The 25,005-nt window shown below is 32.1% G+C and carries 23 protein-coding genes; 17 read left to right on the forward strand and 6 right to left on the reverse strand.

Annotated features, from left to right (window positions below; genetic code table 11):
- Window positions 1-119: 119 nt before the first annotated feature.
- On the reverse strand, window positions 120-923 hold the full coding sequence (locus tag CD135_RS07945; RefSeq protein WP_017000632.1) for an NAD kinase: 804 nt from the start codon (window positions 921-923) through the stop codon (window positions 120-122).
- A gap of 86 nt (window positions 924-1,009) precedes the next feature.
- Between CD135_RS07945 and sppA the strand changes: the two genes are divergently transcribed.
- The 6 genes from sppA (at window position 1,010) to CD135_RS13195 (ending at window position 5,706) form a co-directional block, all read left to right on the forward strand.
- Window positions 1,010-2,005 carry a signal peptide peptidase SppA gene (gene sppA / locus CD135_RS07950; RefSeq protein WP_064204352.1) on the forward strand — a complete coding sequence of 332 codons (996 nt, stop codon included), beginning with the start codon at window positions 1,010-1,012 and terminating at the stop codon, window positions 2,003-2,005.
- Window positions 2,006-2,017: 12 nt separating this feature from the next.
- Window positions 2,018-2,578 carry an RDD family protein gene (locus CD135_RS07955; RefSeq protein ID WP_017000633.1) on the forward strand — a complete coding sequence of 187 codons (561 nt, stop codon included), beginning with the start codon at window positions 2,018-2,020 and terminating at the stop codon, window positions 2,576-2,578.
- Window positions 2,579-2,646: 68 nt separating this feature from the next.
- Window positions 2,647-3,147, forward strand: coding sequence for a thiol peroxidase (gene tpx, locus CD135_RS07960; protein ID WP_017000634.1), 501 nt, complete (start codon window positions 2,647-2,649; stop codon window positions 3,145-3,147).
- Between the two features lie 61 nt (window positions 3,148-3,208).
- On the forward strand, window positions 3,209-4,153 hold the full coding sequence (locus CD135_RS07965) for a class I SAM-dependent methyltransferase (protein WP_017000635.1): 945 nt from the start codon (window positions 3,209-3,211) through the stop codon (window positions 4,151-4,153).
- Window positions 4,154-4,228: 75 nt separating this feature from the next.
- Window positions 4,229-5,428, forward strand: coding sequence for an acetate kinase (locus tag CD135_RS07970; protein ID WP_017000636.1), 1,200 nt, complete (start codon window positions 4,229-4,231; stop codon window positions 5,426-5,428).
- Between the two features lie 149 nt (window positions 5,429-5,577).
- Window positions 5,578-5,706 (forward strand): hypothetical protein, encoded by a 129-nt coding sequence (locus tag CD135_RS13195; RefSeq protein ID WP_017000637.1) that lies wholly within the window; start codon window positions 5,578-5,580, stop codon window positions 5,704-5,706.
- Between the two features lie 159 nt (window positions 5,707-5,865).
- Here the strand turns inward: CD135_RS13195 and CD135_RS07975 are convergent, their stop codons facing one another.
- Window positions 5,866-6,372 carry a universal stress protein gene (locus CD135_RS07975; protein ID WP_017000638.1) on the reverse strand — a complete coding sequence of 169 codons (507 nt, stop codon included), beginning with the start codon at window positions 6,370-6,372 and terminating at the stop codon, window positions 5,866-5,868.
- A 233-nt stretch (window positions 6,373-6,605) separates the two neighbouring features.
- On the opposite strand from CD135_RS07975, the gene ald reads away from it, so the two are divergent.
- Window positions 6,606-7,718 (forward strand): alanine dehydrogenase, encoded by a 1,113-nt coding sequence (gene ald / locus CD135_RS07980; RefSeq protein ID WP_017000639.1) that lies wholly within the window; start codon window positions 6,606-6,608, stop codon window positions 7,716-7,718.
- A gap of 307 nt (window positions 7,719-8,025) precedes the next feature.
- Here the strand turns inward: ald and CD135_RS07985 are convergent, their stop codons facing one another.
- Window positions 8,026-8,655, reverse strand: a complete 630-nt coding sequence (locus CD135_RS07985; RefSeq protein ID WP_017000640.1) for a copper homeostasis protein CutC — start codon at window positions 8,653-8,655, stop codon at window positions 8,026-8,028.
- The gene (locus CD135_RS07990; protein WP_103269187.1) at window positions 8,652-9,707 is read right to left on the reverse strand and encodes a M24 family metallopeptidase; all 1,056 of its coding nucleotides are present in this window, start codon (window positions 9,705-9,707) and stop codon (window positions 8,652-8,654) included. Before CD135_RS07990 ends, CD135_RS07985 begins: the two co-directional genes overlap by 4 nt.
- A 111-nt stretch (window positions 9,708-9,818) precedes the next feature.
- Here CD135_RS07990 and CD135_RS07995 point away from each other — a divergent pair, with 111 nt between their 5' ends.
- Together CD135_RS07995 and CD135_RS08000 are read left to right on the forward strand one after the other, a co-directional pair.
- A complete protein-coding gene (locus tag CD135_RS07995) occupies window positions 9,819-10,508 on the forward strand; it encodes a metal-dependent hydrolase (protein ID WP_017000642.1) in 690 nt (229 codons plus the stop codon).
- Between the two features lie 142 nt (window positions 10,509-10,650).
- Window positions 10,651-11,946: a DRTGG domain-containing protein gene (locus CD135_RS08000; protein ID WP_103269188.1), complete on the forward strand. Its 1,296-nt coding sequence runs from the start codon at window positions 10,651-10,653 to the stop codon at window positions 11,944-11,946.
- Between the two features lie 164 nt (window positions 11,947-12,110).
- Here the strand turns inward: CD135_RS08000 and CD135_RS08005 are convergent, their stop codons facing one another.
- Window positions 12,111-12,470 carry a YtpI family protein gene (locus CD135_RS08005; RefSeq protein WP_064204351.1) on the reverse strand — a complete coding sequence of 120 codons (360 nt, stop codon included), beginning with the start codon at window positions 12,468-12,470 and terminating at the stop codon, window positions 12,111-12,113.
- 74 nt (window positions 12,471-12,544) lie between these two features.
- Between CD135_RS08005 and CD135_RS08010 the strand changes: the two genes are divergently transcribed.
- The 8 genes from CD135_RS08010 (at window position 12,545) to pyk (ending at window position 23,337) form a co-directional block, all read left to right on the forward strand.
- A complete protein-coding gene (locus CD135_RS08010) occupies window positions 12,545-13,471 on the forward strand; it encodes a DHH family phosphoesterase (RefSeq protein ID WP_103269189.1) in 927 nt (308 codons plus the stop codon).
- A gap of 12 nt (window positions 13,472-13,483) precedes the next feature.
- Window positions 13,484-16,675, forward strand: coding sequence for a DNA polymerase III subunit alpha (locus CD135_RS08015; protein WP_103269190.1), 3,192 nt, complete (start codon window positions 13,484-13,486; stop codon window positions 16,673-16,675).
- 137 nt (window positions 16,676-16,812) lie between these two features.
- The gene (gene ystJ / locus CD135_RS08020) at window positions 16,813-18,042 is read left to right on the forward strand and encodes an NADP-dependent malic enzyme (protein ID WP_070044736.1); all 1,230 of its coding nucleotides are present in this window, start codon (window positions 16,813-16,815) and stop codon (window positions 18,040-18,042) included.
- A gap of 20 nt (window positions 18,043-18,062) precedes the next feature.
- Window positions 18,063-18,518, forward strand: coding sequence for a FadR/GntR family transcriptional regulator (locus CD135_RS08025; RefSeq protein WP_017000648.1), 456 nt, complete (start codon window positions 18,063-18,065; stop codon window positions 18,516-18,518).
- 16 nt (window positions 18,519-18,534) lie between these two features.
- Window positions 18,535-19,404 (forward strand): acetyl-CoA carboxylase, carboxyltransferase subunit beta, encoded by an 870-nt coding sequence (accD, locus tag CD135_RS08030; protein WP_103269191.1) that lies wholly within the window; start codon window positions 18,535-18,537, stop codon window positions 19,402-19,404.
- Window positions 19,397-20,341 (forward strand): acetyl-CoA carboxylase carboxyl transferase subunit alpha, encoded by a 945-nt coding sequence (gene accA, locus CD135_RS08035; protein WP_017000650.1) that lies wholly within the window; start codon window positions 19,397-19,399, stop codon window positions 20,339-20,341. Before accD ends, accA begins: the two co-directional genes overlap by 8 nt.
- A 244-nt stretch (window positions 20,342-20,585) precedes the next feature.
- Window positions 20,586-21,551, forward strand: a complete 966-nt coding sequence (pfkA, locus tag CD135_RS08040) for a 6-phosphofructokinase (RefSeq protein ID WP_017000651.1) — start codon at window positions 20,586-20,588, stop codon at window positions 21,549-21,551.
- Between the two features lie 25 nt (window positions 21,552-21,576).
- The gene (pyk, locus tag CD135_RS08045; protein ID WP_103269192.1) at window positions 21,577-23,337 is read left to right on the forward strand and encodes a pyruvate kinase; all 1,761 of its coding nucleotides are present in this window, start codon (window positions 21,577-21,579) and stop codon (window positions 23,335-23,337) included.
- Between the two features lie 117 nt (window positions 23,338-23,454).
- On the opposite strand, the gene CD135_RS08050 is transcribed toward pyk, so the two are convergent.
- On the reverse strand, window positions 23,455-24,807 hold the full coding sequence (locus tag CD135_RS08050; protein WP_103269193.1) for an amino acid permease: 1,353 nt from the start codon (window positions 24,805-24,807) through the stop codon (window positions 23,455-23,457).
- Window positions 24,808-25,005 lie beyond the last annotated feature (198 nt).

The following is a 25,005-nucleotide window of genomic DNA, read 5'->3' on the forward strand; positions in this document are numbered from 1 at the left end:
TACATTAAAAATGGCCAAATCCATAGCTTAGCTATGAATTCGACCAAAAAGACATTTTTATTATTTAGTTGTCTACTTGACAGGGTTCACTTCAAAATGTGTCTCGGGCTTTTTTTCTATTATAAAAATTTCCTTTGTACTTTGCTCCAAAATGAATTGTGTGGGAGTCTGAGTGTACGTATATATTTATTTTTTATTTGAAGTCTAACAAACTCAGTTTCTTGTATACTTAATGCTTCATTATCTAATCCCATGATAGGATAATAATTGCCTTCTTTATCTAATACAATTTTAAGGGTACGCGTTTCGCCTAAGACGACAGAACTACTTACTGTTCTAAAGTTATTATTATTTAATGAAGCAATTTCAGTTAGTTGCATGCTTCGAATCATCGGGTCAATTATAGCGCCATCTAAAGATTTATTATAACCTGTTGAACCTGTAGGGGTAGAGATTAGTAAACCATCACCATTAAATGCTTCAAAGTATTCATCGTCAATATAAATTTCCATCTTCATTGGCTTAATAACACTAGATTTAATGTAAAAATCATTTAAACACATATATGACATCTGATCGTTAAGGTTTACTTCTAAAACTGGGTATTTACGGACCATTACATCATTTGAATTAATAGAATCGATCAAGTTTTGTATGTCATCAACACTAAAATCAACATATAAGTAATTTTGATCTAAGCGTGTACGAATCCCGACATAAATTTTGTCTTTATTAAAATTAGTTTTGCGACATGCCTGTAAGAAGCTACCATCCCCTCCAATTGAAGCGATAATATCCGCTTCTTCGTGATTATTTACGAATTTAAAGCCATATGGTTCCATCTGTGCTTTGATTTCGTCACATGTTTGAAGTATGTCTTTATCTTTAGATGTGAAAAAATAAATATGTTTATTAGAATTCATAAAATCTTCCTCCCAAATTGTTACAGTTGATATGAAAGTCTGTTATCATTATAAATGTAAAATCTTAAAATAGAAAGGAAGATAGTATGTCAAAAAGGTTAGTTGCAATTATTATTGCACTAGTACTTGTTATTGGTGGTATTGTGATGAGTACAGTAGGTGTATTTCTTGATAATTCTTGGAAAAATACTGTTACAGGTTCTGACGGCATAAGTGAATCAGTCCAATCAGGAAGTGATAGCAGTAGTAAAATAGTTAAATTATCTGTTGATGGAACTATACAAGATACTGGAACTGAAGAATCATTATTCAGTGGCAGTGGGTATAATCATCAATCATTTTTAAAGAAATTAGATAAAATTAAAAAAGATAATAGCGTAAAAGGTGTCTTATTAGAAGTTAATTCACCAGGTGGTGGTACATACGAAAGTGACGAAATACATAAAAAACTTGAAGAAATAAAAGCGAAAAACAAGAAAGTTTATGTACAAATGAAAAATATGGCTGCATCTGGGGGATACTACATCTCTACTCCAGCTGATAAAATTTATGCAGGTTCACAAACTTTAACTGGTTCATTAGGGGTTATTATTTCTAGTATTAATTATGCTGAACTAGCAGATAACTTAGGCGTAAAAGATCAATCAGTTGTTTCAGGTAAACATAAACAAATATTAAACCCTATGAAAGATATGTCTAAAGAAGAAAAAGACATTATGCAATCAATCATAGATGATAGCTATAAACAATTTGTTAAAGTTATTAAAGATGGCAGAGATATGCCAGAAGATAAAGTTAAGAAATTAGCAGACGGAAGAATATATTCTTCACAACAAGCAAAATCAAACGGATTAATCGATGAAATTGGTTATGAAGATGATGCAATTAAAGATTTAAGAAATGCAGTAAAATCTAAAAATGCACAAGTAGTTACTTATGATACAACTGGTTCATTCATGAACTTCCCAATGGGAGCTAAAAGTAAAATTTCATCTATGTTAGGTTTTGATGATATAAGTAAATATGAAGCACTTATTAAAGCAAATAATTCACCACAACCTATGTATCTATATGGTGAGTAAGGAGGATTTTAAATGACTGAAGTACATTACGAACAAGTCGCTTCTTCTCGTGAACAAAGTGACATAGAACGCACTGTAAATAAGTATATGTCTAGTATAAAATCTATCGTATTTGCTGGATTCTGGGTTCGATTTTTAGCTTATATCATTGATTTACTTGCTTTAGCTGGGTTTAAAGGTATTGTATTAGGACCGCTATTCGCGTCAACAAGTATTAAGAGTGAGTACCTATTCGTACCATATTTCAGTGTTGAAAATATTGTTAGCGCATTGATATTTTATTTATATTTTGTGTTAATGACTTATTATTTTAAGGCAACATTAGGAAAAATGATACTTGGCTTGAGTGTTTATCGAGAAGATGCAAAGCCGTTAAAATTTACTGATGTGTTATTTAGAGAATGGATAGGTAGAATTATTTCGGGCATATTGCTTGGCTTACCTTATATAGTCGTAGCATTTAATAAAAAACATAAAGGTATTCACGATTACTTTGGTGATACAGTTGTTTTGAAAAATAAATACATTGAAATGAGAAAAGACTTCCAAAGAGTAACGAGTCAAAACTCATAAACAAATGAATTTCAAAGTCTCTTTAATCATGATAGAATATACCTATCAAGATTAAGGAGGCTTTTTTAATGGCGCAAGTTACATTCAAGAATGAACCTATTACATTAGTAGGTAAAGAAGTAGAAGTAGGTTCAACAGCACCAGACTTTACTGTATTAGCAAATGATTTATCAGAAAGAACTTTAAAAGACTATGAAGGTAAAAAGAAACTCATTAGTGCCGTACCTTCTTTAGATACAGGTGTTTGTAGTCAACAAACTCGCAAATTTAATGAAGAAGCAGCAGATGTACAAGATGGAGTTGTTCTAACAATTTCAAACGACTTACCATTTGCTCAAAAGAAATGGTGTGCAGCTGAAGGTTTAGAAAACGTAATTACATTAAGTGATCACCGTGACTTATCATTTGGTGAAAATTATGGTGTAGTAATGAAAGAATTACGTTTACTAGCACGTTCTGTCTTTGTATTAGATAAAGACAATAAAGTTGTTTACTCAGAAATTGTGAGTGAAGGCACAAATCACCCAGATTATGATAAAGCTTTAGAAGCTTTCAAAAACTTAAACTAATAAACAACTATAAAGTGCTGTCCATATGAATGGGCAGCTTTTTATACGAAAGAGGGCAATTATGACTGAAGAAAAAAATATTATGGAAACATTGTATGAGAAACTGGATGAAAATAGTAAAAAATTACATGATGAAAATGGACAAAGTTACATTGAAAACTTAGGTTTAGCAATGGAAGATATTTATACCAACCAAAGAGACCTCTTAGAACAATCGACAATACAAGAGAGAAGAAAAGCATTTCAATTTGCATATTTAAGTTTGCTAAAAGAAGAAATCATTCAACCTAATCATCAAATGACACCGGACTCAATAGGCTTTATATTAAGCTACCTTGTTAACTTATTTAATAAGAATAAAGAGGAATTAAATGTTGTAGATATAGCAAGTGGAACAGGACATTTAAGTGCGACAATAAATGAACAGAACCAAGAAAAAACTGTAATGCATCATTTAATAGAAGTAGACCCAGTATTACAGCGTGTAAGTATTCATCTTGCTAACTTCTTGGAAATACCATTTGATGTATATCCACATGATGCAATTATGCCACTGCCATTAGAAGAAGCGGACGTTGTAGTAGGGGATTTACCAGTTGGGTATTATCCAGTTGATGAACGTAGTAAAGAAATGAAATTAGGTTTCGAAGATGGTCACAGTTATAGCCATTATTTATTATTAGAACAAGCAGTCAATGCAGTGAGACCAGGTGGTTATGTATTTTTAATTGTTCCAAGTCAATTATTCGAAGGTGAAGAAGTGAAACAGCTTCAAAAATTTATTGCAACAGAAACAGAAATGCAAGCATTTTTAAACTTCCCTAAAACATTGTTTAAGACAGAACAATCTAAAAAATCATTATTAATCTTACAAAAGAAAGACTCAGGGAAAACTCATTCTGTTGAGGTATTATTAGCGAATATTCCAGACTTCAAAGCACAAGCCCAACTGAAAACGTTTTTAGATGAAGTTGATGAATGGATGAAAGAAAATCATCCTTCATAAACTGTATTAATACTTGATTAGTATCTGTATTAGTGTTTAAATAGTATAGAAAAGTATTATCAGGAGGAAGTCTAAATGACAAAAATAATAGCAATTAATGCCGGTAGTTCATCATTAAAATTTCAATTATTTGAAATGCCTGAAGAAAAAGTAATAACAAAAGGCTTGATAGAACGTATTGGTTTAAAAAATTCAGTTTTCTCAATTGTAGTAAACGGAGAAAAAATTACTGAAACATTAGATATTGAAAATCATGATATTGCAGTTAACATTATGTTAGATGCACTGAAAAATCATAACATTATCAATGATATTAATGATATTCAAGGAACCGGTCACCGTGTAGTACATGGTGGAGAATTATTCCCTGAATCAGCACTTGTAACAGATGATGTGTTAGAAAAAATTGAATCATTAACAGAACTTGCGCCTTTGCATAACCCAGCAAACATTATGGGTATTAAGGCTTTCAGAAAGCTATTACCAAATATTCCTCACGTTGCAGTATTTGATACTTCATTCCATCAAACTATGCCAGAAGAATCATATTTATATAGTTTACCTTATAACTTCTATAAAGATTTCGGTATTCGTAAATATGGTTTCCATGGTACAAGTCATAAATATGTATCAGAAAGAGCAGCTGAATTATTAGATCGTCCTATAGATCAATTAAGAATTATTTCATGCCATATCGGGAATGGCGCGTCAATCGCAGCTATTGATGGCGGTAAATCTGTAGATACATCTATGGGCTTCACACCATTAGCTGGTGTAACAATGGGAACACGTTCAGGTAACTTAGACCCAGCTTTAATTCCATTTATCATGGAAAAAACGGGCAAAAATGCAGAAGAAGTATTAAATATCTTAAACAAAGAATCAGGATTACTTGGTATTTCAGGTTCTTCAAGTGATTTAAGAGATATACAACAAGATGCAAACGAAGGTAATGAAAGAGCTAAATTGGCATTAGATGTATTCGCTTCTAGAATTCATAAATATATGGGTTCTTATGCAACAAGAATGCATGGTTTAGACGCTATTGTATTCACTGCAGGTGTTGGTGAAAACTCTGATACTGTACGTGCTAAAGTATTAGAAGGTTTAGAATTCATGGGTGTATATTGGGACCCACGCTTAAACACAGGATTACATGGTGAAGAAGCATTTATCAACTACCCACATTCACCAGTTAAAGTAATTGTTATTCCAACTGACGAAGAAGTTGTAATCGCTCGTGATGTTATGAAATTTGGTAACTTAGGTAAATAATTATTAATAATCAAGAGGTTGAAACAAATTAATTGTTTCAACCTCTTTTATTTATATGAAAATTTTAATGTTAGTTATCCAATTCCTTTATGTTTATCTATTTATCGTTAAGGCTATACATAATTAAAGAAGCAATGAGGAGGAATATCATGAGACCAGAGAGAGCACTGTTGCGATTAGTTAGAATTGTAATGAGAAGAGTAGGTAGAGAACAAGCGAAAAAACAAAAGCAAAAAAGTAATGAAGATATACAAGACCAAAATAACGAACAAAAATAATAAAAAATTTGAGGCTGAGACATAAATACATGTCTCAGCCTCATTGCCGGGGTAGGACTACGAAATCTGTTTAATAAAATGAGATTTCTGCCCAACTCCCAAGCTTTTTGGAAGTGTGGAATTATATCCTAAACTCGACTAATATTTAGTTCTTAAAAATTATTTTCCATCGTGATGTTGATCGAATAATTCTTTTGTTGCAACTGTTGGTTCGAAATCTTCAGGCATTGTTTCAGTTCTAACAACTAAAACGTCACATGGAGAATTTCGAACAATTGCTTCTGAAACTGAACCTACAATGAAGCGTTCTACTGCATTTAGTCCTGAAGTACCACACATGATTAAGTCGACTTCAAAATCATCAGCTAACTTTTTAGGAATAATCGTTTTAGGTGAGCCAAATTCCAATTTAGTTGCAACATTTGCTACACCATTTTTTTCAGCATTTTCTTTATATCCAGATAATAAACTTTCAGCGAAGCTTGTAGCTTTATTTACTATTTGAGTATCATAAGCCTCAACACTAGCGTATGAGCGAGAATCAACAATATTAACAATTGTTAATTTAGCATCGTTACGTTTTGCTACAGCTACTGCCTTGTTATAAGCCCATTCTGCCTCAGTTGATCCATCTACTGCTATAAGAATATTTTTATAATTTAACATCTGAACCGCCTCCTAGTTCTTTTATCTTATTATATCATAATTTTCTGAAAAAATAACAAATTAACTTTTTAATAATAGAGATAATGTCACATTTTTAATCATAATATGATAAAGTATAATTATCGTTTGAATATTTAGAAATTTAAGACATTAGCAATAGTATAATTTTTGAATAAAAATAATTGCGCTTTCAAAATTATGGCGTTATGATTGAGTCAAGGAGGGAATTTATTATGATAATTGGAGTACCAAAAGAGATAAAAAATAATGAGAATAGGGTGGCATTAACACCCAGTGGAGTAGCAACTTTAATTGACCAAAAACACTCAGTTAAAGTAGAAACTGGTGCAGGTTTAGGTTCACAATTTACAGACGAAGACTACAAGGCTTTAGGTGCTGAAATTGTTGATCAAAAAGAAGCTTGGAATGTTGAAATGGTTATGAAAGTTAAAGAACCTCTTGAAGAAGAATTTCAATTTTTCAAAAAGGATTTAATACTTTTTACATATCTTCATTTAGCAGCAGAAGAATCGTTAACTAATGCATTATTAGAAAATGAAGTAACAGCAATTGCTTATGAGACTGTTCAATTAAAAGATCGCTCTCTACCATTATTAGCACCTATGAGTGAAGTTGCAGGAAGAATGTCTACACAAATTGGTGCTCAATTCTTACAAAAAACTAATGGTGGAATTGGAATTCTATTATCTGGTGTACCCGGTGTTAAACGTGGAAAAGTCACAATAATTGGCGGCGGACAAGCAGGAACAAATGCTGCTAAAATGGCAGTCGGTCTTGGTGCTGATGTTACAATTATTGATTTAAATCCTACTAGATTACAACAATTAGATGATTTATTTGGTTCTAGTGTACAAACAATGATGTCATCACCATTAAACATCGAAGAATCTGTAGTTGAAAGTGATTTAGTGATAGGTTCTGTTCTTATCCCTGGTGCAAAGGCACCAAAGCTTGTAACTGAAGATATGGTTAAGAAAATGAGACCTGGTTCAGTACTTGTGGATATTGCAATTGATCAAGGTGGTTCATTCGAAACATCTGATAGAATTACAACGCATGACGATCCTACATATGTTAAGCACGGTGTCCTTCATTATTCAGTTGCTAACATGCCTGGCGCAGTGCCTAGAACGTCAACAATAGCTTTAAATAATGCAACAACTCCATACGCATTACAACTTGCAAACAAAGGCTATATAAAAGCATGCCAAGAAAATGAAGCACTAGCAAAAGGTTTAAACACAATTCATGGTAAATTAACTTACGAAGAAGTAGCAAAAACATTTGATAAGGAATTTACACCTTATCAAGACATCTTGAAATAATAGAGAAAGCACAAAATGTTGGTATATTAAACATTTTGTGCTTTTTTGATAGAAGAAAATTATGAACGAACTTGATTATAAATCATTATTTGATGCCACTGAAAATATCTGTTATTGCAGAAACATAGAAATTGCTACTGTTGTTGCCACGTTTGGTGAGAAAAGACAATAAGGGTACTGTTATTGACAAGTTTAGCAAGAAAAGACAATAAAAAAAGAGGCTGAGACATGTATTTATGTCTCAGCCTAATTCATTATAATAGCAGTAGCTAACTCTCTTAAACACAGCATTTGCATAATACTTTATTCAAACAATCTTAGTTCCATGTACTTCATCAAACGGTATGTCGTTAAGTAACGTTTGTAAATTATCTTTATTAAGTCCGCCACCTGGCATAATTGTGATGTTGCCTTTTGAATGCATTAGCAATTTACCGAGATGGAATACGTTATCAAAGACTGATTGATCACTTGGGCCGCCATGTGTTAACAAGCGCTCAAAGCCGTGGTCAATTAGCCAATCAAGAGACTTTAATTGAATATATGGATTGATTAAATCAAATGCCATGTGACATACTGCGTGTGTATCTCCGCATGTTTCTTTTAAAGCATCCATTTTCCATTCATCGAGTTGTTCATTTTCATCTAAACAACCAAAAACAAATGCGTCTACATTTAAAGTTTTAAGTTGAATAATATCTTGTCTCATTACTTCATATTCAAAATAATCGTAATTAAAGTCTCCACCCCTAGGCCTAATCATAACAGCAACTTGTACATCATTTTGATGACATAACTCAGTTGCAATTTTAACCATACCATAGCTAGGTGTAGTGCCACCTACAGATAAGTTATCGCATAATTCTATACGATTTGCTCCGTTTTTAATCGCATGGTTAATTTGTTCAATTGTTTCAACGCAAGATTCTTTTATCATTTTTCATAACCTGTTAAAAATTCATGGCCGTCTTTTGTTACAACAATATCGTCTTCAATTCTAACACCAGCTACTCCAGGAACATAAATGCCTGGTTCAACAGTTAAAACCATACCTTCTTTAAATGTATCTGTGTTAACGCTGGAAATATCAGGGAATTCATGAACACTTAATCCTAAACCGTGACCGAGTCTATGTGGGAAGTAATCACCATATCCAGCATTACTTATAATATCTCGTGCTACTTTATCACATTCAGAGATTTTAACGCCTGGTTTAATAATATCAATTGCTTTTTTATTTGCTTCTAATACAATGTTATAAATTTCTTGAGCTTTTTCAGGCGGTGTACCAAATGCTATTGTTCTTGTAATGTCCGAGCAGTAACCTTTGTATATAACACCTAAATCAAATAAAACATATTCATTGTTTTGTAATTTTCTATCTCCCGGGGTACCATGTGGTGCTGCTGCGTGATCTCCGAATAATACCATCGTATCAAAGCTCATTTTTGAAATACCGTGTTGTTTCATAGTTGTTTCAATATGATTAAGTACTTCGATTTCAGTTACACCTTCAGCCAATTTTTCGGCACCAGCTTTAATTGCTAAATCTGCGTATTTAGCCGCTTCATGCAATAATTCAATTTCATTTTGAGTTTTAATGTTTCTTACATCTTTCAACACTTGATCAATATCTTCGAATTTTTCAACATTAAAAGCTTTTTCTACTTCGCGAAAACGTTTAACAGATAAATGTTCGGATTCAATAGCGAAAGTTTTATAAGTTCTTTCTTCAATTAAGTCAAAAGCTGATTCAGTATCTAAATATCCAACGATATCCCCTTTGAACCCAGCATTTTTAGCTTCTTCAACTTCCATTTTTGGACAAAATAGTGTTTCTTCTCCGTCTTTTGTAATTAATAAACTAAATAAACGTTCATGAGGTTCAGATAAATAACCAGTTAAATAAAAAATATTTAAAGGTGTTGTTATCCATGCAGCATCTACATCTTTCTCATTTAAAAACGTTGTAATTTCATTGTGTTTCATAATTCAGCCTCCCAATTATCTTTCGTACATCATTATTCTAGACTTCCTGCTTAATAAATTCAAATTTAGGGTATATAATATAGAGAAAAGATATTGTGAGGAGGGAAATTCATGAAAGTATCATTTCATGGTCAATCAGTTATATATTTCGAAAGTAAAAATCATAAAGTGATTGTAGACCCATTTATATCTGGCAATCCTATGAGTGACTTAAATGTAGATGAAGTAGAAGCAGATTATATCATATTGACACACAGTCATGGCGACCATATTGGGGATACAGTAAATATTGCTAAAAGAACAGGTGCACTAGTTATTGCATTACCTGAAGCAATTGATTATTTATCTAATAAACATGGACTTGAAAACCTACATCCAATGAATATTGGTGGGAACATTGAATTTAATTTTGGTAAAGTAAAATTTGTTCAAGCATTCCACAGTAATAGTTTTACAGAAGAAAATGGCGAAATAATTTATTTAGGAATGCCTGCAGGTATTGTTCTAGAAACTGAAGGTGGCACAATTTATCATACAGGTGATACAGGTTTATTCAGCGATATGAAGTTAATAGCTGATAGACATCCTGTTGATTTATGTTTTGTACCAATCGGCGACAACTTTACAATGGGCATTGATGATGCAAGTTATGCCATCAATGAGTTTATCAAACCTAAAAAAGTCGTTCCAATCCATTACGACACATTTGATTTAATTAAACAAGATCCAAAAGAATTTGAAAAAGCTGTAACAAAAGCAGAAGTTCATATTTTAAAACCAGGTGAACATGTAGAATTATAATTAATATAAGAGGCTGAGACAGAAATAAATGTCCCAGTCTCTTATATTTTGTTAATGATTCTTTCTTATGTAAACATATCTTTTAATCTCTCAAGAATGTATAATATAATTAATTCATTATAATCGATAGAGGGTATAAAACATGACGAAACATGAACAAATAATAAAGTACATTGAATCGTTATCTGTTGGACATAAAATCTCTGTCAGACAGATTGCTAAAGATTTAAATGTTTCAGAAGGTACTGCATACAAGGCGATAAAAGAAGCTGATAATAAAGGGTTAGTAGCATCAATTGATAGAGTAGGTACAGTTAGAATTGAAAGAAAATCAAGAGAACAAATTGAAAACTTAACTTTTAATGAAATTGTGAAAATAGTAGATGGACAAGTTTTAGGTGGTAAACAAGGCTTACATAAAACGTTATCTAAATTTGCAATTGGTGCTATGGAAATCAAAGATGTTGTTAAATACTTAACGATGAATACATTGCTTATAGTCGGTAATAGAGCAGATGTTCAAATGGAAGCGTTGAAAAGAGGTTCAGCCGTATTAATAACGGGTGGATTTGAAGCGGATGATGACATTATCGAATATGCCAATGAGCATGATTTACCTATAATATCTTCTAATTATGATACGTTTTTAGTAGCCAATGCAATCAATCGAGCTATTTATGACCAAATGATTAAAAAAGAAATTCTTATGGTAGAAGATATCATGATACCAATTGAAGAAACTTCTTATTTATTTGATAACCAAAAAGTGAGAGATTGGAACGAAATGTCACAACAAACTTCTCATACTAGATTTCCAGTTGTCGATAATGAACTAAAGGTCATCGGTATTTTAACGAGTAAAGATATTGTTAATGAAGAGCCAGATAAACAGATTAAAGCTTTAATGACTAAAGCACCAATCGTTGCGCATTTAAATACAACGATAGCTACATGTGCTCATTTGATGATTTGGGAAGGTATTGAATTGTTACCAGTTGTCTCAAATACGAAAGAATTAATTGGTATAATCTCAAGAGAAGATGTGTTAAAGACAATGCAACTGATGAGTAGACAGCCTCAGATAGGAGAAACAATTCATGATCAAATTGCTAAACAAATTAGTATGGAGAACGGCAAAATAAAAGTTAATATTTCTCCACAACTTACAAATCAATTTGGTATGATGACGAAATCAATTTATATAGCAGTAATAGAAGAAGCACTTAGATATGAAGTGAGAAAATTGAAGAAATCAGAGTTGATGATTGAACATATAGACATTTATTATTTTAAAACGGTACAAATTGATGAAGAAGTTACTGTTAATATATCAGTTTTAGATATGGGCAGGTTGTCTGCTAAATTTGAAATATCTATGATGAATGGTAATAATACTGTTGCGAAAGCATTGTTGATGTGTCAATTACTAGATAAATAAAAAAGTCTGGAAAACAATAAATGCTCCAGACCAAAGAAAAATATTGGCAATAGATGACTGAACTGAAAATGCACTTATATCAAGCTTTTCAATTCTAATCATTCTTGCCGGGGTGGGGCAACGAAACCTTTTTAGTAAAATGAGGTTTCTGTCCCACTCCGTTTTTAAGATGATTGATTACGTTTTTTTCGTTCGAATTCTTCCCAAGCTTTGTTCTCAATCGGTAAATTACCTTTAAAGTATTTACTTGCTTTATGTCCATAGGTAATATTAACAATACCAAAGAACACCAATACTAAGACAATTATGTAAGTAACTAAAGTTGGAAACAAAAGTACTTGGTCTGCTGAGAATGCTATTAAGAAGATACCAAAGAAAAATCTCGCACGTTCTTTATGATATGCTTTTCTAACATCTCTTTTTGTTCTGAATGAACGGGCAAAGTTTAAAATAGTAAAAATTAAAGCGAGAATCATTACGGTTACGGATAACGCAACCAATACGGACATAATTTCAGGTGACATAGTTTAATCCTCCTACCAAGAAGCATTATATCAATTTATAAAATATAAGTAAATATATAGAAAGAGGGACCAATATGAATGACATTTTAAATAAAATTAAAGAATACGAAACAATAATTATACATAGACATGTAAGACCAGACCCTGATGCTTACGGCTCGCAACTAGGACTGAAATATATTTTAGAAGAAGCTTTTCCCGAAAAAAATATTTATGCAGTTGGACAATCAGAACCTTCATTAGAGTTTATTGGTGAATTAGACAATATTGAGGATGAAGTATACCAAAATGCTTTAGTAATAATTTGTGATACGGCAAATGAACCAAGAATCGATGATAATCGATTTAAAATAGGTAAAGAGCTCATTAAAATAGATCATCATCCACCAGTTGATTCATATGGCGATATTAATTATGTTAACACTGAAGCCTCTTCAACAAGTGAAATTATTTATGATTTAAATCAAGAGTGGAATTTAAACCAATCTGAAATTAATACAAAAGCAAGTCGTGTATTATATTTAGGTATAGTAGGAGATACTGGTCGTTTCTTGTTTGATAATACGACACCTCATACTATGGAAGTAGCCGCTTCACTTATGACTAAAGAATTTAACCGCAATGAAATGCTTAATCAACTTAGTGAACGTGAACCAAAGCTATTACATTTTCAAGGGTACATCCTTCAAAACTTCAACTATGATGGAAACGGATTTTGTTATATAAAAATAACGAAAGATATATTAGAAAAATTTGATATTTTACCAAATGAAGCATCATTATTTGTCAATGCAGTTGCAGATATTAAAGGTGTGAAAGCTTGGGTGTTTGCAGTCGATGAAGGAAAAGAAATTAGATGTCGCATTAGATCTAAAGGTATAAAAATAAATCATATTGCGGCAAAATACAATGGTGGAGGACACCCTAATGCATCAGGTGCTTCTGTATACAGTTGGGAAGAGTTCGATGAATTAGCTAGAGATATTAAATCTGAAATATAGGAGGTAAAGCGCATGGTAAGTCATTTAAATATTCATTCGTCATTTGATTTGTTGAATTCTAGTTTGAGAATTCCAGATGTTATTAAAAAGGCTAAAAATGAAAATTATCAAGCGCTTGCTATAACAGATTTAAATGTCATGTATGGAGCTTTGCAATTTTATGATGAATGTTTAAAACAAGGTATTAAACCTATATTTGGTTTGACCATTTATTTAGATGATCAATTAAATGAATTAGAATGTGTGTTGTTAGCCAAAAATCAATCTGGTTATCAAAATTTAGTTAAATTATCTTCAGCGATATCTCTTAAAGAAAGACATTCAACGCCAATCGAGTGGTTAAATACTTATTCAGAAGGTTTAATCATAATAGGTAAAAACTTAAATATTGATAATGAACATTTATTCCATTCAATAAAAATATCTGACCAAGACAAGTACATATCCCATGATTCATCAGTTGAAGAAAATTATAAAAAAGTGTATATGCAATCAGCTTTATATTTAAATGATGAAGATAGCGATAGTTTAATTGCATTAAATGCTATTAAAAATAATGAAAAATTAACAATATCTGATTTTAATACGCATTTAAACCAACATTTTTTAACTATGGAAGAATTAAGCCAAATTGACGTCTCATCTAAATTTATCAAAACAACTGATGAAATAGCTGAAAAATGTAATGTACAAATTCAATACCATCAAGATTTATTGCCGAAGTATGTTACCCCAAATGGCAAAGATAGTGATACTTATCTGTGGGAATTATTGATGAACAATAAATCAAACGTTCCACAATTTAATGACACTTATGCTGAAAGGTTGAAATATGAGTATGACATTATAGTATCCATGGGATATTCAGATTACTTCCTTATAGTGAGTGACTTAATTAATTATGCGAAATCAAATGATGTGTTAGTTGGTCCAGGGCGTGGTTCTTCAGGTGGTTCGCTCGTAAGTTATATACTAAATATTACGACATTGGATCCTATTGAATATGACCTATTATTTGAGCGTTTTCTAAATCCAGAACGTGTAACTATGCCGGATATTGATATTGATTTCCAAGATACGAAGCGGGATAAAGTTATTCAATATGTCCAAGAGAAGTACGGTGATAATAGAGTAGCAGGTATAGTGACTTACGGTCATTTGCTAGCACGAGCAGTTGCCAGAGATGTAGGTAGAATATTACAATTTGATGAACCAACTTTAAATTATATATCTAAGTTAATACCACACAAGTTAGGTATAACTTTAGACGAGGCATATGAAAGTGATGAATTTAAACAATTCGTCAGTAAAAACCATTTAAACGAAAAATGGTTCCAATTATGTAAACAATTAGAAGGTTTACCAAGACATACTTCGACACACGCAGCAGGTATCATTATAAACGATCAACCTTTACATGAATTTGTACCGACAATGATGGGAGATACAGGTGTATTAACACAATGGACGATGACAGAAACTGAAAAATTAGGTCTGTTAAAAATCGACTTTTTAGGATTAAGGAATTTATCAATCATTCAGCAAGTTGTGAATCAAGTTAAGTATCAAGAAAAAACTGAAATTGATATCGAAAATATACCTTATGATGATCAAAAAGTATTTCAACTATTATCACGTGGAGAAACTACTGGAATATTCCAACTAGAATCTCAAGGTGTAAGAAGTGTGTTGAAAAGGTTAAAACCTGACCATTTCTTAGATATAGTAGCAGTGACTTCTTTATATAGACCAGGACCTATGGAAGAAATACCTACTTATATAAAAAGAAGAAGAAAAGTTGAACCAATTGAATACTTGCATCCTGATTTAGAAGAAATCTTAAAGTCTACATATGGTGTTATTATTTATCAAGAACAAATTATGCAAATAGCTAGTAAATTTGCTGGTTTCTCCTATGGTGAAGCTGATATTTTAAGAAGGGCTATGAGTAAGAAAAATAGATCTGTTCTTGAAAATGAAAGAAAACATTTTATAAATGGAAGTTTAAGTCGTGGTTATGAAGAACAGACAGCTATTAAAATTTTTGATTTAATTTTAAAATTCGCTGATTATGGTTACCCTAAAGCTCATGCTGTCGCATATAGTAAAATAGCTTACATTATGACTTATTTAAAAGTGCATTATCCTACTTACTTTTATGCATCTATTTTATCTAATGTAGTTGGTAATGAAAATAAAACTGAACAAATGGTTACAGAATTAAAAAGGATAGGTGTAAAAATTTATCCGCCATCTATTAATCATAGTGAATGGTTCTACAAAGCAACCAAAACTGGTATATACACATCTTTAGGTGCAATTAAAACTGTCGGTTATCAAAGCGTAAAGAGTTTAGTAGAAGAAAGAAAGTATAGAGGACCTTATAAAGATATGTACGACTTAGTGCATAGGCTACCAAATAAAGTTAAGAATAAAAAACTAATTCAAGCACTTATTTATGCTGGGGCGTTAGATGATTTTAAGCAAACTAGAGCAACAATGCTACAGTCTTTAGATGATGTTTTCGAAAGTAGCGCATCTGTTGGAGATGCGAATAATTTACTTTCAGAGTTAGGTTTAAATGTTAAAAAAGAATTTAAAGAAGTAGAAGAAATGCCTAGTTTAATGAAAAGTGAATATGAAAAAGAATATTTAGGATTTTATGCTACAGAACATCCTATCTTAACATTATTTAAGCAGCATCAATATTTAACGATTTATCCAATTAGAGTACAAAACGATAAAGTGCCAATGCTTGTTATGATTGCTTCTTTAAGAAAAATAAGAACTAAAAAAGGACAAAACATGGCATTCGTTAATTTAATTGACGGTATTAATGAAGTTGAAGGCGTTATTTTTCCGGATACGTATAAAAAAATTGAAACAATGAATATAGAAAATAAACCTTTAATTATTCAAGGCAAATTCGAAAACAGAAACGGTAAAATGCAAATAATTATCAACCAAATAGATTTATTAGAAGATTATAAAGAGTACAAAATCAAAACAACTTCTGAATTAGTTGTTCGAAATGTGTTTGAACTTAATGATTGGGTTACGCAAAATCATAAAAGTGGCATTAAAGTAACTTATTTTAATGACGAAGATTATACATCTCATAATATGGGTTATTTAAATTCTGATAAAGGAAATATTAAAGATTTTATCGATATGATAGGTTACGAAAATATACGATTGATATAGGCTTTATTAATCAATTAAATTATGATATAGTATTCTCCATGGTGGTCTGACCACTATGGAGAATTTTTTAATTAAAAATAGGAAATTTCATGTATAATATATTGGGAGATACATATAATAACGAAGGGATGATTATATTGTCATTAAGAGACGATGCTTTATACATGCACAAAGAAAAACAAGGGAAATTAGGCGTTTACGCAAAAGTTAAAGTCACAAATAAAGAAGAATTAAGTTTAGCTTATTCTCCAGGGGTAGCTGAACCATGTAAGGACATTCATGAAGATGTCCGCAAGGTTTATGATTACACAATGAAATCTAATGCAGTAGCTGTTATAACTGATGGTACAGCTGTTCTTGGATTAGGGGATATTGGTCCAGAAGCAAGTATACCGGTAATGGAAGGTAAAGCTGTATTATTTAAAAGTTTTGCTGGAGTAGATGGTATTCCAATTGCATTAAATACAGTTGATGTAGATGAAATCGTAAATACAGTGAAGTTACTAGAGCCAAATTATGGTGGCGTAAACCTAGAAGATATTTCAGCTCCAAGATGTTTTGAAATTGAAGAAAGACTAAAAAAAGAAACGAAAATACCAGTTTTTCATGATGATCAACACGGAACTGCAATTGTTACAGTTGCAGGCTTATTAAACGCGCTTAAATTGACGGATAGAGATTTAGCTGATATCAAAGTTGTATTAAACGGAGCAGGTGCAGCAGGTATCGCAATTATCAAACTTCTATACAGTTATGGTGTTAGAAATATGATTATGTGTGATTCTAGAGGTGCAATCTTTGAAGGTCGTGAATATGGCATGAACCCTACTAAAGAATTTGTAGCTAAATGGACTAACAAAGATAAAATTGAAGGTAAATTAGAAGATGTCATTAATGATGCTGATGTCTTTATTGGTGTGTCTGTTGAAGGTGCTCTAACTAAAGATATGGTTGACACTATGGCTGAAGATTCAATTATCTTCGCAATGGCAAATCCAGTTCCAGAAATCATGCCAGATATAGCTAAAGAAGCAGGAGCAAAAGTAATCGGTACAGGTCGTTCTGACTTTCCAAACCAAATTAATAATGTCCTAGCATTCCCTGGTATATTTAGAGGTGCATTAGATATTCGTGCGACTCATATTAATGAAGAAATGAAACAAGCAGCTGTTGAAGCAATCGCTAACTTAGTTTCAGATAAAGAATTAAACGCTGACTATGTCATCCCAGGCCCATTTGATCCTAGAGTAGCACCTTACGTAGCAAAGGCGGTAGCTAAAGCAGGAATGGAATCAGGCGTTGCACGTATTGAAGTAGATATAGATGAAATTGAACGTAAGACATATGAACTAGCAGATTTATCATAATTTCGGAAGGAGACACCACATTGGATAAAGATAAACAAAAAGGTTTAATCAAAATTGTTGAACAAATTCAAACAATTATTGTTGAAAAAAATATTCAAGTGGGAGAAAAACTACCTTCTGAAAGATTTCTCAGCGATACGCTTAATGTTGGACGTTCAAGTATAAGAGAAGCACTTAGAGCTTTAGAGTTACTAGGTGTGATACATACGAGAAGAGGTGAAGGTACATTCTTAAGTGATATGTACCAACACCAACTTTTTGATTTAATTGGTAGATTTTTGATACACAATGATTCTCAATTAGATGAAATAAACGAACTTAAGTGGATGATTGAGAACTTCTGTGAAGAGCATACTAACATTGAAGCACAATCAAAAGAAGAACTTGTTTCTTCAAATAATAACCAAATTATGTATATGATTTGGAAGTTACTCTCTCAATATAGCGATAGATTTGAAAGAGATAATAGTAATTAAGTCAGGGGGTAGTGACATGTTTAAAGACTTGTTCAATCGTAACCAGAAAAAGAAAAAATATGTGACAGTTCAAAACAGCAAAGATAACGACGTTCCTGAAGGTATTATGACGAAATGCCCTAAATGTAAAAAAATTATGTATACTAAAGAACTTGTACAAAACTTGAATGTTTGTTTCAATTGTGATCATCATATACCTTTAACTGCTCATGATAGAATTCAAGCTATAAGCGATGAAGGTGCATTCCAGGAATTTGATGCAGGGATGATAGCAGCGAATCCATTAGAATTTCCAGGTTATGAAGAAAAACTACAAAAAGACAGACAGAAAACAGGTTTGAATGATGCAGTAGTAACTGGTATTTCAAAAATAAATGGCGTTCCATATGGTGTTTGTGTTATGGATTCTAGATTTAGAATGGGTAGTATGGGCGCAGTTGTAGGCGAAAAAATTTGTAGAATAGTAGATTACTGCACTGATAACAATTTGCCTTTTGTTTTATTTACAGCAAGTGGTGGAGCAAGAATGCAAGAAGGTATTATCTCACTCATGCAAATGGCCAAGACTAGTGTTTCTATTAAGCGTCATAGTGATAAAGGTTTATTATTTATTTCATATATGACCCACCCAACAACAGGTGGTGTTTCTGCAAGTTTTGCTTCAGTTGGTGATTTGAATTTTGCTGAGCCTAGAGCTTTAATTGGCTTTGCGGGTCGTAGAATTATAGAACAAACAATTAGTGAAAAATTACCGGATGATTTTCAAACTGCTGAATTCTTGTTAGAACACGGTCAATTAGATAAAGTAGTGCATAGAAAAGATATGTACCGTACACTTAGTACAGTACTAAGTATGCATTATAATGAGGTGAAAGATAATGCTTGAATTTGAAAAGCCACTAAAGGAAATAAAAGAAAAAATTGAATCAATAAAAGCTTATCAAGAAAAGCATAATGTTAATCTAGCAGATGAAATTGAAATGCTAGAAGCAACATTAATAAAAGAAACAGAGAAAATATATGAAAACTTACAACCATGGGATAGAGTACAACTCGCAAGGCTACAGGAAAGGCCAACTACTTTAGATTATATTCCGTATATTTTTGATGAATTTATTGAATTACATGGTGACCGCACATTCAGAGATGATCCGGCTTTAATTGGTGGATTAGCTTATTTTAACGGTGTCCCTGTAACTGTTATCGGTCATCAACGTGGTAAAGATACGAAAGACAATATATATAGAAACTTTGGTATGGCTCACCCTGAAGGATATAGGAAAGCATTGAGATTAATGAAACAAGCGGAGAAATTCAATAGACCGATTGTTACGTTTATCGATACTAAAGGTGCATATCCAGGAAAAGCTGCCGAAGAAAGAGGTCAAAGTGAATCTATTGCTAAAAATTTAGTAGAAATGGCTTCTTTAAGTGTGCCTGTTATTTCAATTGTAATAGGTGAAGGAGGCAGTGGTGGCGCGCTTGGATTAGGTGTTACAAACCGCTTACTGATGTTAGAAAATAGTACATATTCTGTTATATCACCAGAAGGGGCAGCTGCTTTACTATGGAAAGATTCTAATTTAGCTCAAATGGCTGCTGAGACAATGAAAATTACTGCACCTGATTTAAATGAATTGGATGTTGTAGATGAAGTTATTAAAGAACCATTTGGTGGTGCACATAAAGATGTCGAAAACCAAGCTAAACTAATTAAAAATTCTTTGGAACTTCATTTATCAGAGCTGAGAAAATTATCACCTGATAATTTAGTAGAAGATAGATTTAATAAGTACCGAAATATTGGAAGTTATATTGATTAATATTTTATAAACAAAAAGAAAAGTCTTACATAAGTAAAAGACTTTTCTTTTTGTTTATAATGAGTATATATGCATAATATTCATTATTATAAAACGTTTTCAATAAATTGATTATTGCGAAAGTGTGAAGCTTTATCAAAGAAGACGTTTACATATCTAAATAACGTTAGTTTTAATGGAATCAAGTTCACATTTGTGTTATTTTTAAATTAACAATCATATATTAAGAGAGGTCTGTATATTTATGAAAAAAATTGCAGTATTAACGAGTGGTGGAGATTCACCAGGGATGAATGCAGCTATTCGTGCTGTCGTTCGTAAAGCAATATACCATGATATTGAAGTTTATGGTGTCTATCAAGGTTATCTAGGTTTAATTAATGATAACATTGAAAAACTAGAATTAGGATCAGTTGGAGATATGATTCAACGAGGTGGAACTTTCTTATATTCTGCTAGATGTCCAGAATTTAAAGAAAAAGAAGTCCGCGCTAAAGCAATTGAAAACCTTGAAAAAAGAGGTATTGAAGGGTTAGTAGTTATCGGCGGAGATGGTAGCTACAGAGGTGCACAAAGATTAAGTGAAGAAGCTAAAAGTCTTAAAACAATCGGCGTACCAGGAACAATCGATAATGACATAAATGGTACAGATTTTACAATTGGTTTTGATACTGCACTTAATACGATTATTGATTCAGTCGATAAAATTCGTGATACAGCATCAAGCCATGAACGTACTTTTATTATAGAAGTAATGGGAAGAGATGCAGGAGACTTAGCTTTATGGTCTGGACTTGCTGCTGGAGCTGAAACAATATTAATACCTGAAGTTAAATCTGACATTGAAGAAATTGCTGAAAAGATTCAACAAGGTATGGAACGTGGTAAAAAACATTCAATCATTGTTTGTGCTGAAGGCGTTATGACAGGTAATCAATGTGGCGAAGAGCTTAAGAAATTTATAAATATAGATACACGTGTTTCTTGTTTAGGACACATCCAACGTGGTGGTACACCAACAGGTATGGATAGAGTTTTAGCTTCTAGATTGGGCGGATATGCAGTAGAATTACTTATTGAAGGCGAAAGTGCAAAAGCAGTTGGTATCCAAAAAAATATACTAACTCGTACAAACTTTGATGAAATATTCCAATCAGAGCATAGCATTGATAATAAAATGTATGAATTAGCAAATCAGCTATCTATATAAAACAAAAATACGGAGGTCATTTAAAATGAGAAAGACAAAAATTGTATGTACAATAGGTCCAGCTTCAGAGTCTGAAGAAATGTTAGAAAAATTAATGCTTGCAGGTATGAACGTTGCAAGATTAAACTTTTCACATGGTGATTATGACGAACATAAAAATCGTATCGATACGATTCGTAAAGTAAGTAAGAAATTAAACAAAAACATTGGTATTTTATTAGACACTAAAGGTCCAGAAATTAGAACGCATACTATGCAAAATGGTTCTATTGAATTGACTAAAGGTGATGATATTACTGTTAAAACTACAGAAGTAGAAGGGACAACAGAAGCTTTCTCAGTAACTTATGAGAATTTAGCTGAAGATCTTGAAGTTGGTTCTAAAATACTTTTAGATGACGGATTAATTGAATTAACAGTTAAATCTATTGATGCATCTAAAGGAGAAGTTCATTGTTCAGTTGATAACTCTGGAGAACTTAAAAATAAAAAAGGTGTAAACCTACCAGGCGTTAAAGTAAGCTTACCTGGTATTACAGATAAAGATGCTAGTGATATTCGTTTTGGTATTGAACAAGGTATTGATTTCATAGCGGCGAGTTTCGTAAGAAGACCTTCGGATGTATTAGATATTCGCGCTATTTTAGAAGAAAGTAATACTGATTTCATTAAAATAATTCCAAAAATAGAAAACGAAGAAGGTATTGAAAACATCGATGAAATCCTTCAAGTTTCTGATGGTTTAATGGTTGCTCGTGGAGATATGGGTGTTGAAATTTTACCTGAAGAAGTTCCAATGGTACAAAAACAATTAATTCAAAAATGTAATAAACTAGGTAAACCTGTTATTACAGCAACACAAATGTTGGATTCTATGCAAAGAAACCCACGTTGTACGAGAGCTGAAGCAAGTGACGTAGCTAACGCTATTTACGATGGATCAGACGCTGTTATGTTATCAGGTGAAACAGCTGCTGGGTTATATCCAGAAGAAGCTGTTCGCACAATGCAAAATATTGCAGTAGCGGCTGAAAAAGCACAAGACTATAAAAAATTATTATCAGATCGTTCTAAGATGATTGATACAAACTTAGTTAATGCAATTGGTGTATCAGTAGCTCACACTGCATTAAACTTAAATGTTGAATCAATTGTAGCAGCAACTGAAAGTGGTGCTACTGCACAAACTATATCTAAATATAGACCACATTCTCATATTATTGCAGTAACACCTAATGAAACAACTGCACGTCATATGTCATTAGTTTGGGGCGTTTTACCAGTAGTTAGAAAAGGTAAACAAACTACAGACGAATTATTAAACAATGCTGTTTCAACAGCAGTAAATACTGGTTTAGTGGATAATGGTGACTTAATCATCATTACTGCTGGTGTACCAACAGGTGAAACAGGTACAACTAACTTAATGAAAATTCACTTAGTAGGTGATGATTTAGCTAAAGGACAAGGTATTGGCCATTCATCTGCTGTCGGTAAAGCTGTAGTAGTTGATAAAGCTGAAGATTTAGAAGGTAAAGATTTAAGCGAAGCTATAGTTATTACACAATCTAGTGATGCTGATATGGTTCCTTACCTTGAAAATGCTAAAGGTTTAGTTACTGAAGAAGGTGGATTAACTTCACACGCTGCAGTAGTTGGATTAAACTTAGGTATTGCGACTATAGTTGGCGTAGAAGATGCTCGTCAAAAAATTGTTGACGGCACATTAATCACTTTAGATCCAAAACAACATAAGATTTATGAAGGATACGCTAACGTACTTTAATCAATATAATGAAAGAGTCTGAGACAATTTTTTGTCTTGGACTTTTTTTATTTATATATAAATAAAAACCATCAAAATTCTTTAATAAATAAGAATTTTGATAGTTTTTAAGTGAATCTATTTAAATTTTCTTTTTTGTATAAAATACATGATGGTCAATATAACAAACCAAATTGGTGTAATTAAAATAGCGATTAAAGTTACTTTGTTAGTCATAAGCAATATAAATACAAAAATAAAGAATATTAATGTAATCCATGCCATCGGAACACCACCAGGTAATTTAAAGTTTGACGTTTTGTTAAGTTCTGGTGCTAATTTTCTATATCTAATATATGCTATTGTTATCAATGACCAAACAACTAAGAATAGTACAGTAGATACTGATGTAACATATTTAAAAACTTCGCCTGCGTCTTTAATAATATAGTTTAAAAGTACAGATATCATTAATAATAAGCAGCTAAATAAAGTTGCTTTATATGGTACGCCTCTGCTATTTGTTTCACCGAAACCTTTATTTGCTTGATTGTTTTGGGATAAACCATAAAGCATTCTACTATTAGAGAAAATACCGCTGTTACAAGATGAAGCTGCTGCTGTTAAGACAACAAAATTAATAATACTAGCAGCAATAGGTATGCCTATTAGACCAAATAATTTTACGAATGGGCTTTCAGCAGGATCAATTTGATTCCATGGTGTTATAGACATGATAATGATTAGTGACCCTACGTAAAATAACATAATTCTAATAGGCACACTGTTTATAGCTCTTGGAATAGTTTTGTGTGGATCTTTAGTCTCTCCTGCAGTTACACCTATCAATTCAATACCTACGAATGAAAATGCCGCCATTTGGAATGATAAGAAAAATCCATTCATCCCATTAGGGAACAATCCACCATGACTCCAAATATGAGTAAGTGAAGCTGTACCATATGGCGTTTTATAAGCCATGACTAGCATGATGATTCCTACAACAATTAAGGCAATAATTGTTGTAATTTTAATGATTGAGAACCAAAATTCTAATTCTCCAAATAATTTTGCGGTCATTAAATTCATTGTCATTAGTACGAGTATTGTGAATAGTGCTGTAATCCAAGTTGGTATTTCAGGAAACCAAAAGCTTATGTATTTTGCTACGGCTGTTACTTCTGCCATGCCGGTAACTATCCAACAGAACCAATAAGTCCAACCTGTAATGTATCCAGCAAATGGACCAATATATGTATGTGTAACGTCTGCAAATGAATGAAAGTCTGTATTAGATAATAATATTTCCCCTAAAGCTCTCATAAACATAAACAGTATGAAACCTATTATGATATAGGTAAATAAAATTGAAGGGCCAGCTGAATGTATTGTTTCACCTGCACCCAAAAATAGACCAGTTCCTATTGCTCCACCTATAGCAATTAGTTGAACGTGTCTATTACTTAATTCCCTTTGTAAATTATTTGACATAAAAATTAATTCCTTCTTTCCTTAATACGTCTTAATATATATTTTATTATGCACTTACACTATTAAAATAGCAATTAAAATATACATAAATTGTATGCAGTTAAGTCTATTAAAAATGATTTATTATTTTTATCATAAACAATAAATAAAATGAATGATTAAAGAGGAGTAACGTATATATCTGATAACTTTTATAAG

It is taken from the genome of Mammaliicoccus lentus, from assembly GCF_002902755.1.
GTDB lineage: Bacteria > Bacillota > Bacilli > Staphylococcales > Staphylococcaceae > Mammaliicoccus > Mammaliicoccus lentus.

Coding starts and splice junctions, on each gene's coding strand:
- CD135_RS07945 (WP_017000632.1), bottom strand. CDS start 923: ATGAATTCTAATAAACATATTTATTTTTTCACATCTAAAGATAAAGAC.
- sppA (WP_064204352.1), top strand. CDS start 1,010: ATGTCAAAAAGGTTAGTTGCAATTATTATTGCACTAGTACTTGTTATT.
- CD135_RS07955 (WP_017000633.1), top strand. CDS start 2,018: ATGACTGAAGTACATTACGAACAAGTCGCTTCTTCTCGTGAACAAAGT.
- tpx (WP_017000634.1), top strand. CDS start 2,647: ATGGCGCAAGTTACATTCAAGAATGAACCTATTACATTAGTAGGTAAA.
- CD135_RS07965 (WP_017000635.1), top strand. CDS start 3,209: ATGACTGAAGAAAAAAATATTATGGAAACATTGTATGAGAAACTGGAT.
- CD135_RS07970 (WP_017000636.1), top strand. CDS start 4,229: ATGACAAAAATAATAGCAATTAATGCCGGTAGTTCATCATTAAAATTT.
- CD135_RS13195 (WP_017000637.1), top strand. CDS start 5,578: ATGAGACCAGAGAGAGCACTGTTGCGATTAGTTAGAATTGTAATGAGA.
- CD135_RS07975 (WP_017000638.1), bottom strand. CDS start 6,372: ATGTTAAATTATAAAAATATTCTTATAGCAGTAGATGGATCAACTGAG.
- ald (WP_017000639.1), top strand. CDS start 6,606: ATGATAATTGGAGTACCAAAAGAGATAAAAAATAATGAGAATAGGGTG.
- CD135_RS07985 (WP_017000640.1), bottom strand. CDS start 8,655: ATGATAAAAGAATCTTGCGTTGAAACAATTGAACAAATTAACCATGCG.
- CD135_RS07990 (WP_103269187.1), bottom strand. CDS start 9,707: ATGAAACACAATGAAATTACAACGTTTTTAAATGAGAAAGATGTAGAT.
- CD135_RS07995 (WP_017000642.1), top strand. CDS start 9,819: ATGAAAGTATCATTTCATGGTCAATCAGTTATATATTTCGAAAGTAAA.
- CD135_RS08000 (WP_103269188.1), top strand. CDS start 10,651: ATGACGAAACATGAACAAATAATAAAGTACATTGAATCGTTATCTGTT.
- CD135_RS08005 (WP_064204351.1), bottom strand. CDS start 12,470: ATGTCACCTGAAATTATGTCCGTATTGGTTGCGTTATCCGTAACCGTA.
- CD135_RS08010 (WP_103269189.1), top strand. CDS start 12,545: ATGAATGACATTTTAAATAAAATTAAAGAATACGAAACAATAATTATA.
- CD135_RS08015 (WP_103269190.1), top strand. CDS start 13,484: ATGGTAAGTCATTTAAATATTCATTCGTCATTTGATTTGTTGAATTCT.
- accD (WP_103269191.1), top strand. CDS start 18,535: ATGTTTAAAGACTTGTTCAATCGTAACCAGAAAAAGAAAAAATATGTG.
- accA (WP_017000650.1), top strand. CDS start 19,397: ATGCTTGAATTTGAAAAGCCACTAAAGGAAATAAAAGAAAAAATTGAA.
- pfkA (WP_017000651.1), top strand. CDS start 20,586: ATGAAAAAAATTGCAGTATTAACGAGTGGTGGAGATTCACCAGGGATG.
- pyk (WP_103269192.1), top strand. CDS start 21,577: ATGAGAAAGACAAAAATTGTATGTACAATAGGTCCAGCTTCAGAGTCT.
- CD135_RS08050 (WP_103269193.1), bottom strand. CDS start 24,807: ATGTCAAATAATTTACAAAGGGAATTAAGTAATAGACACGTTCAACTA.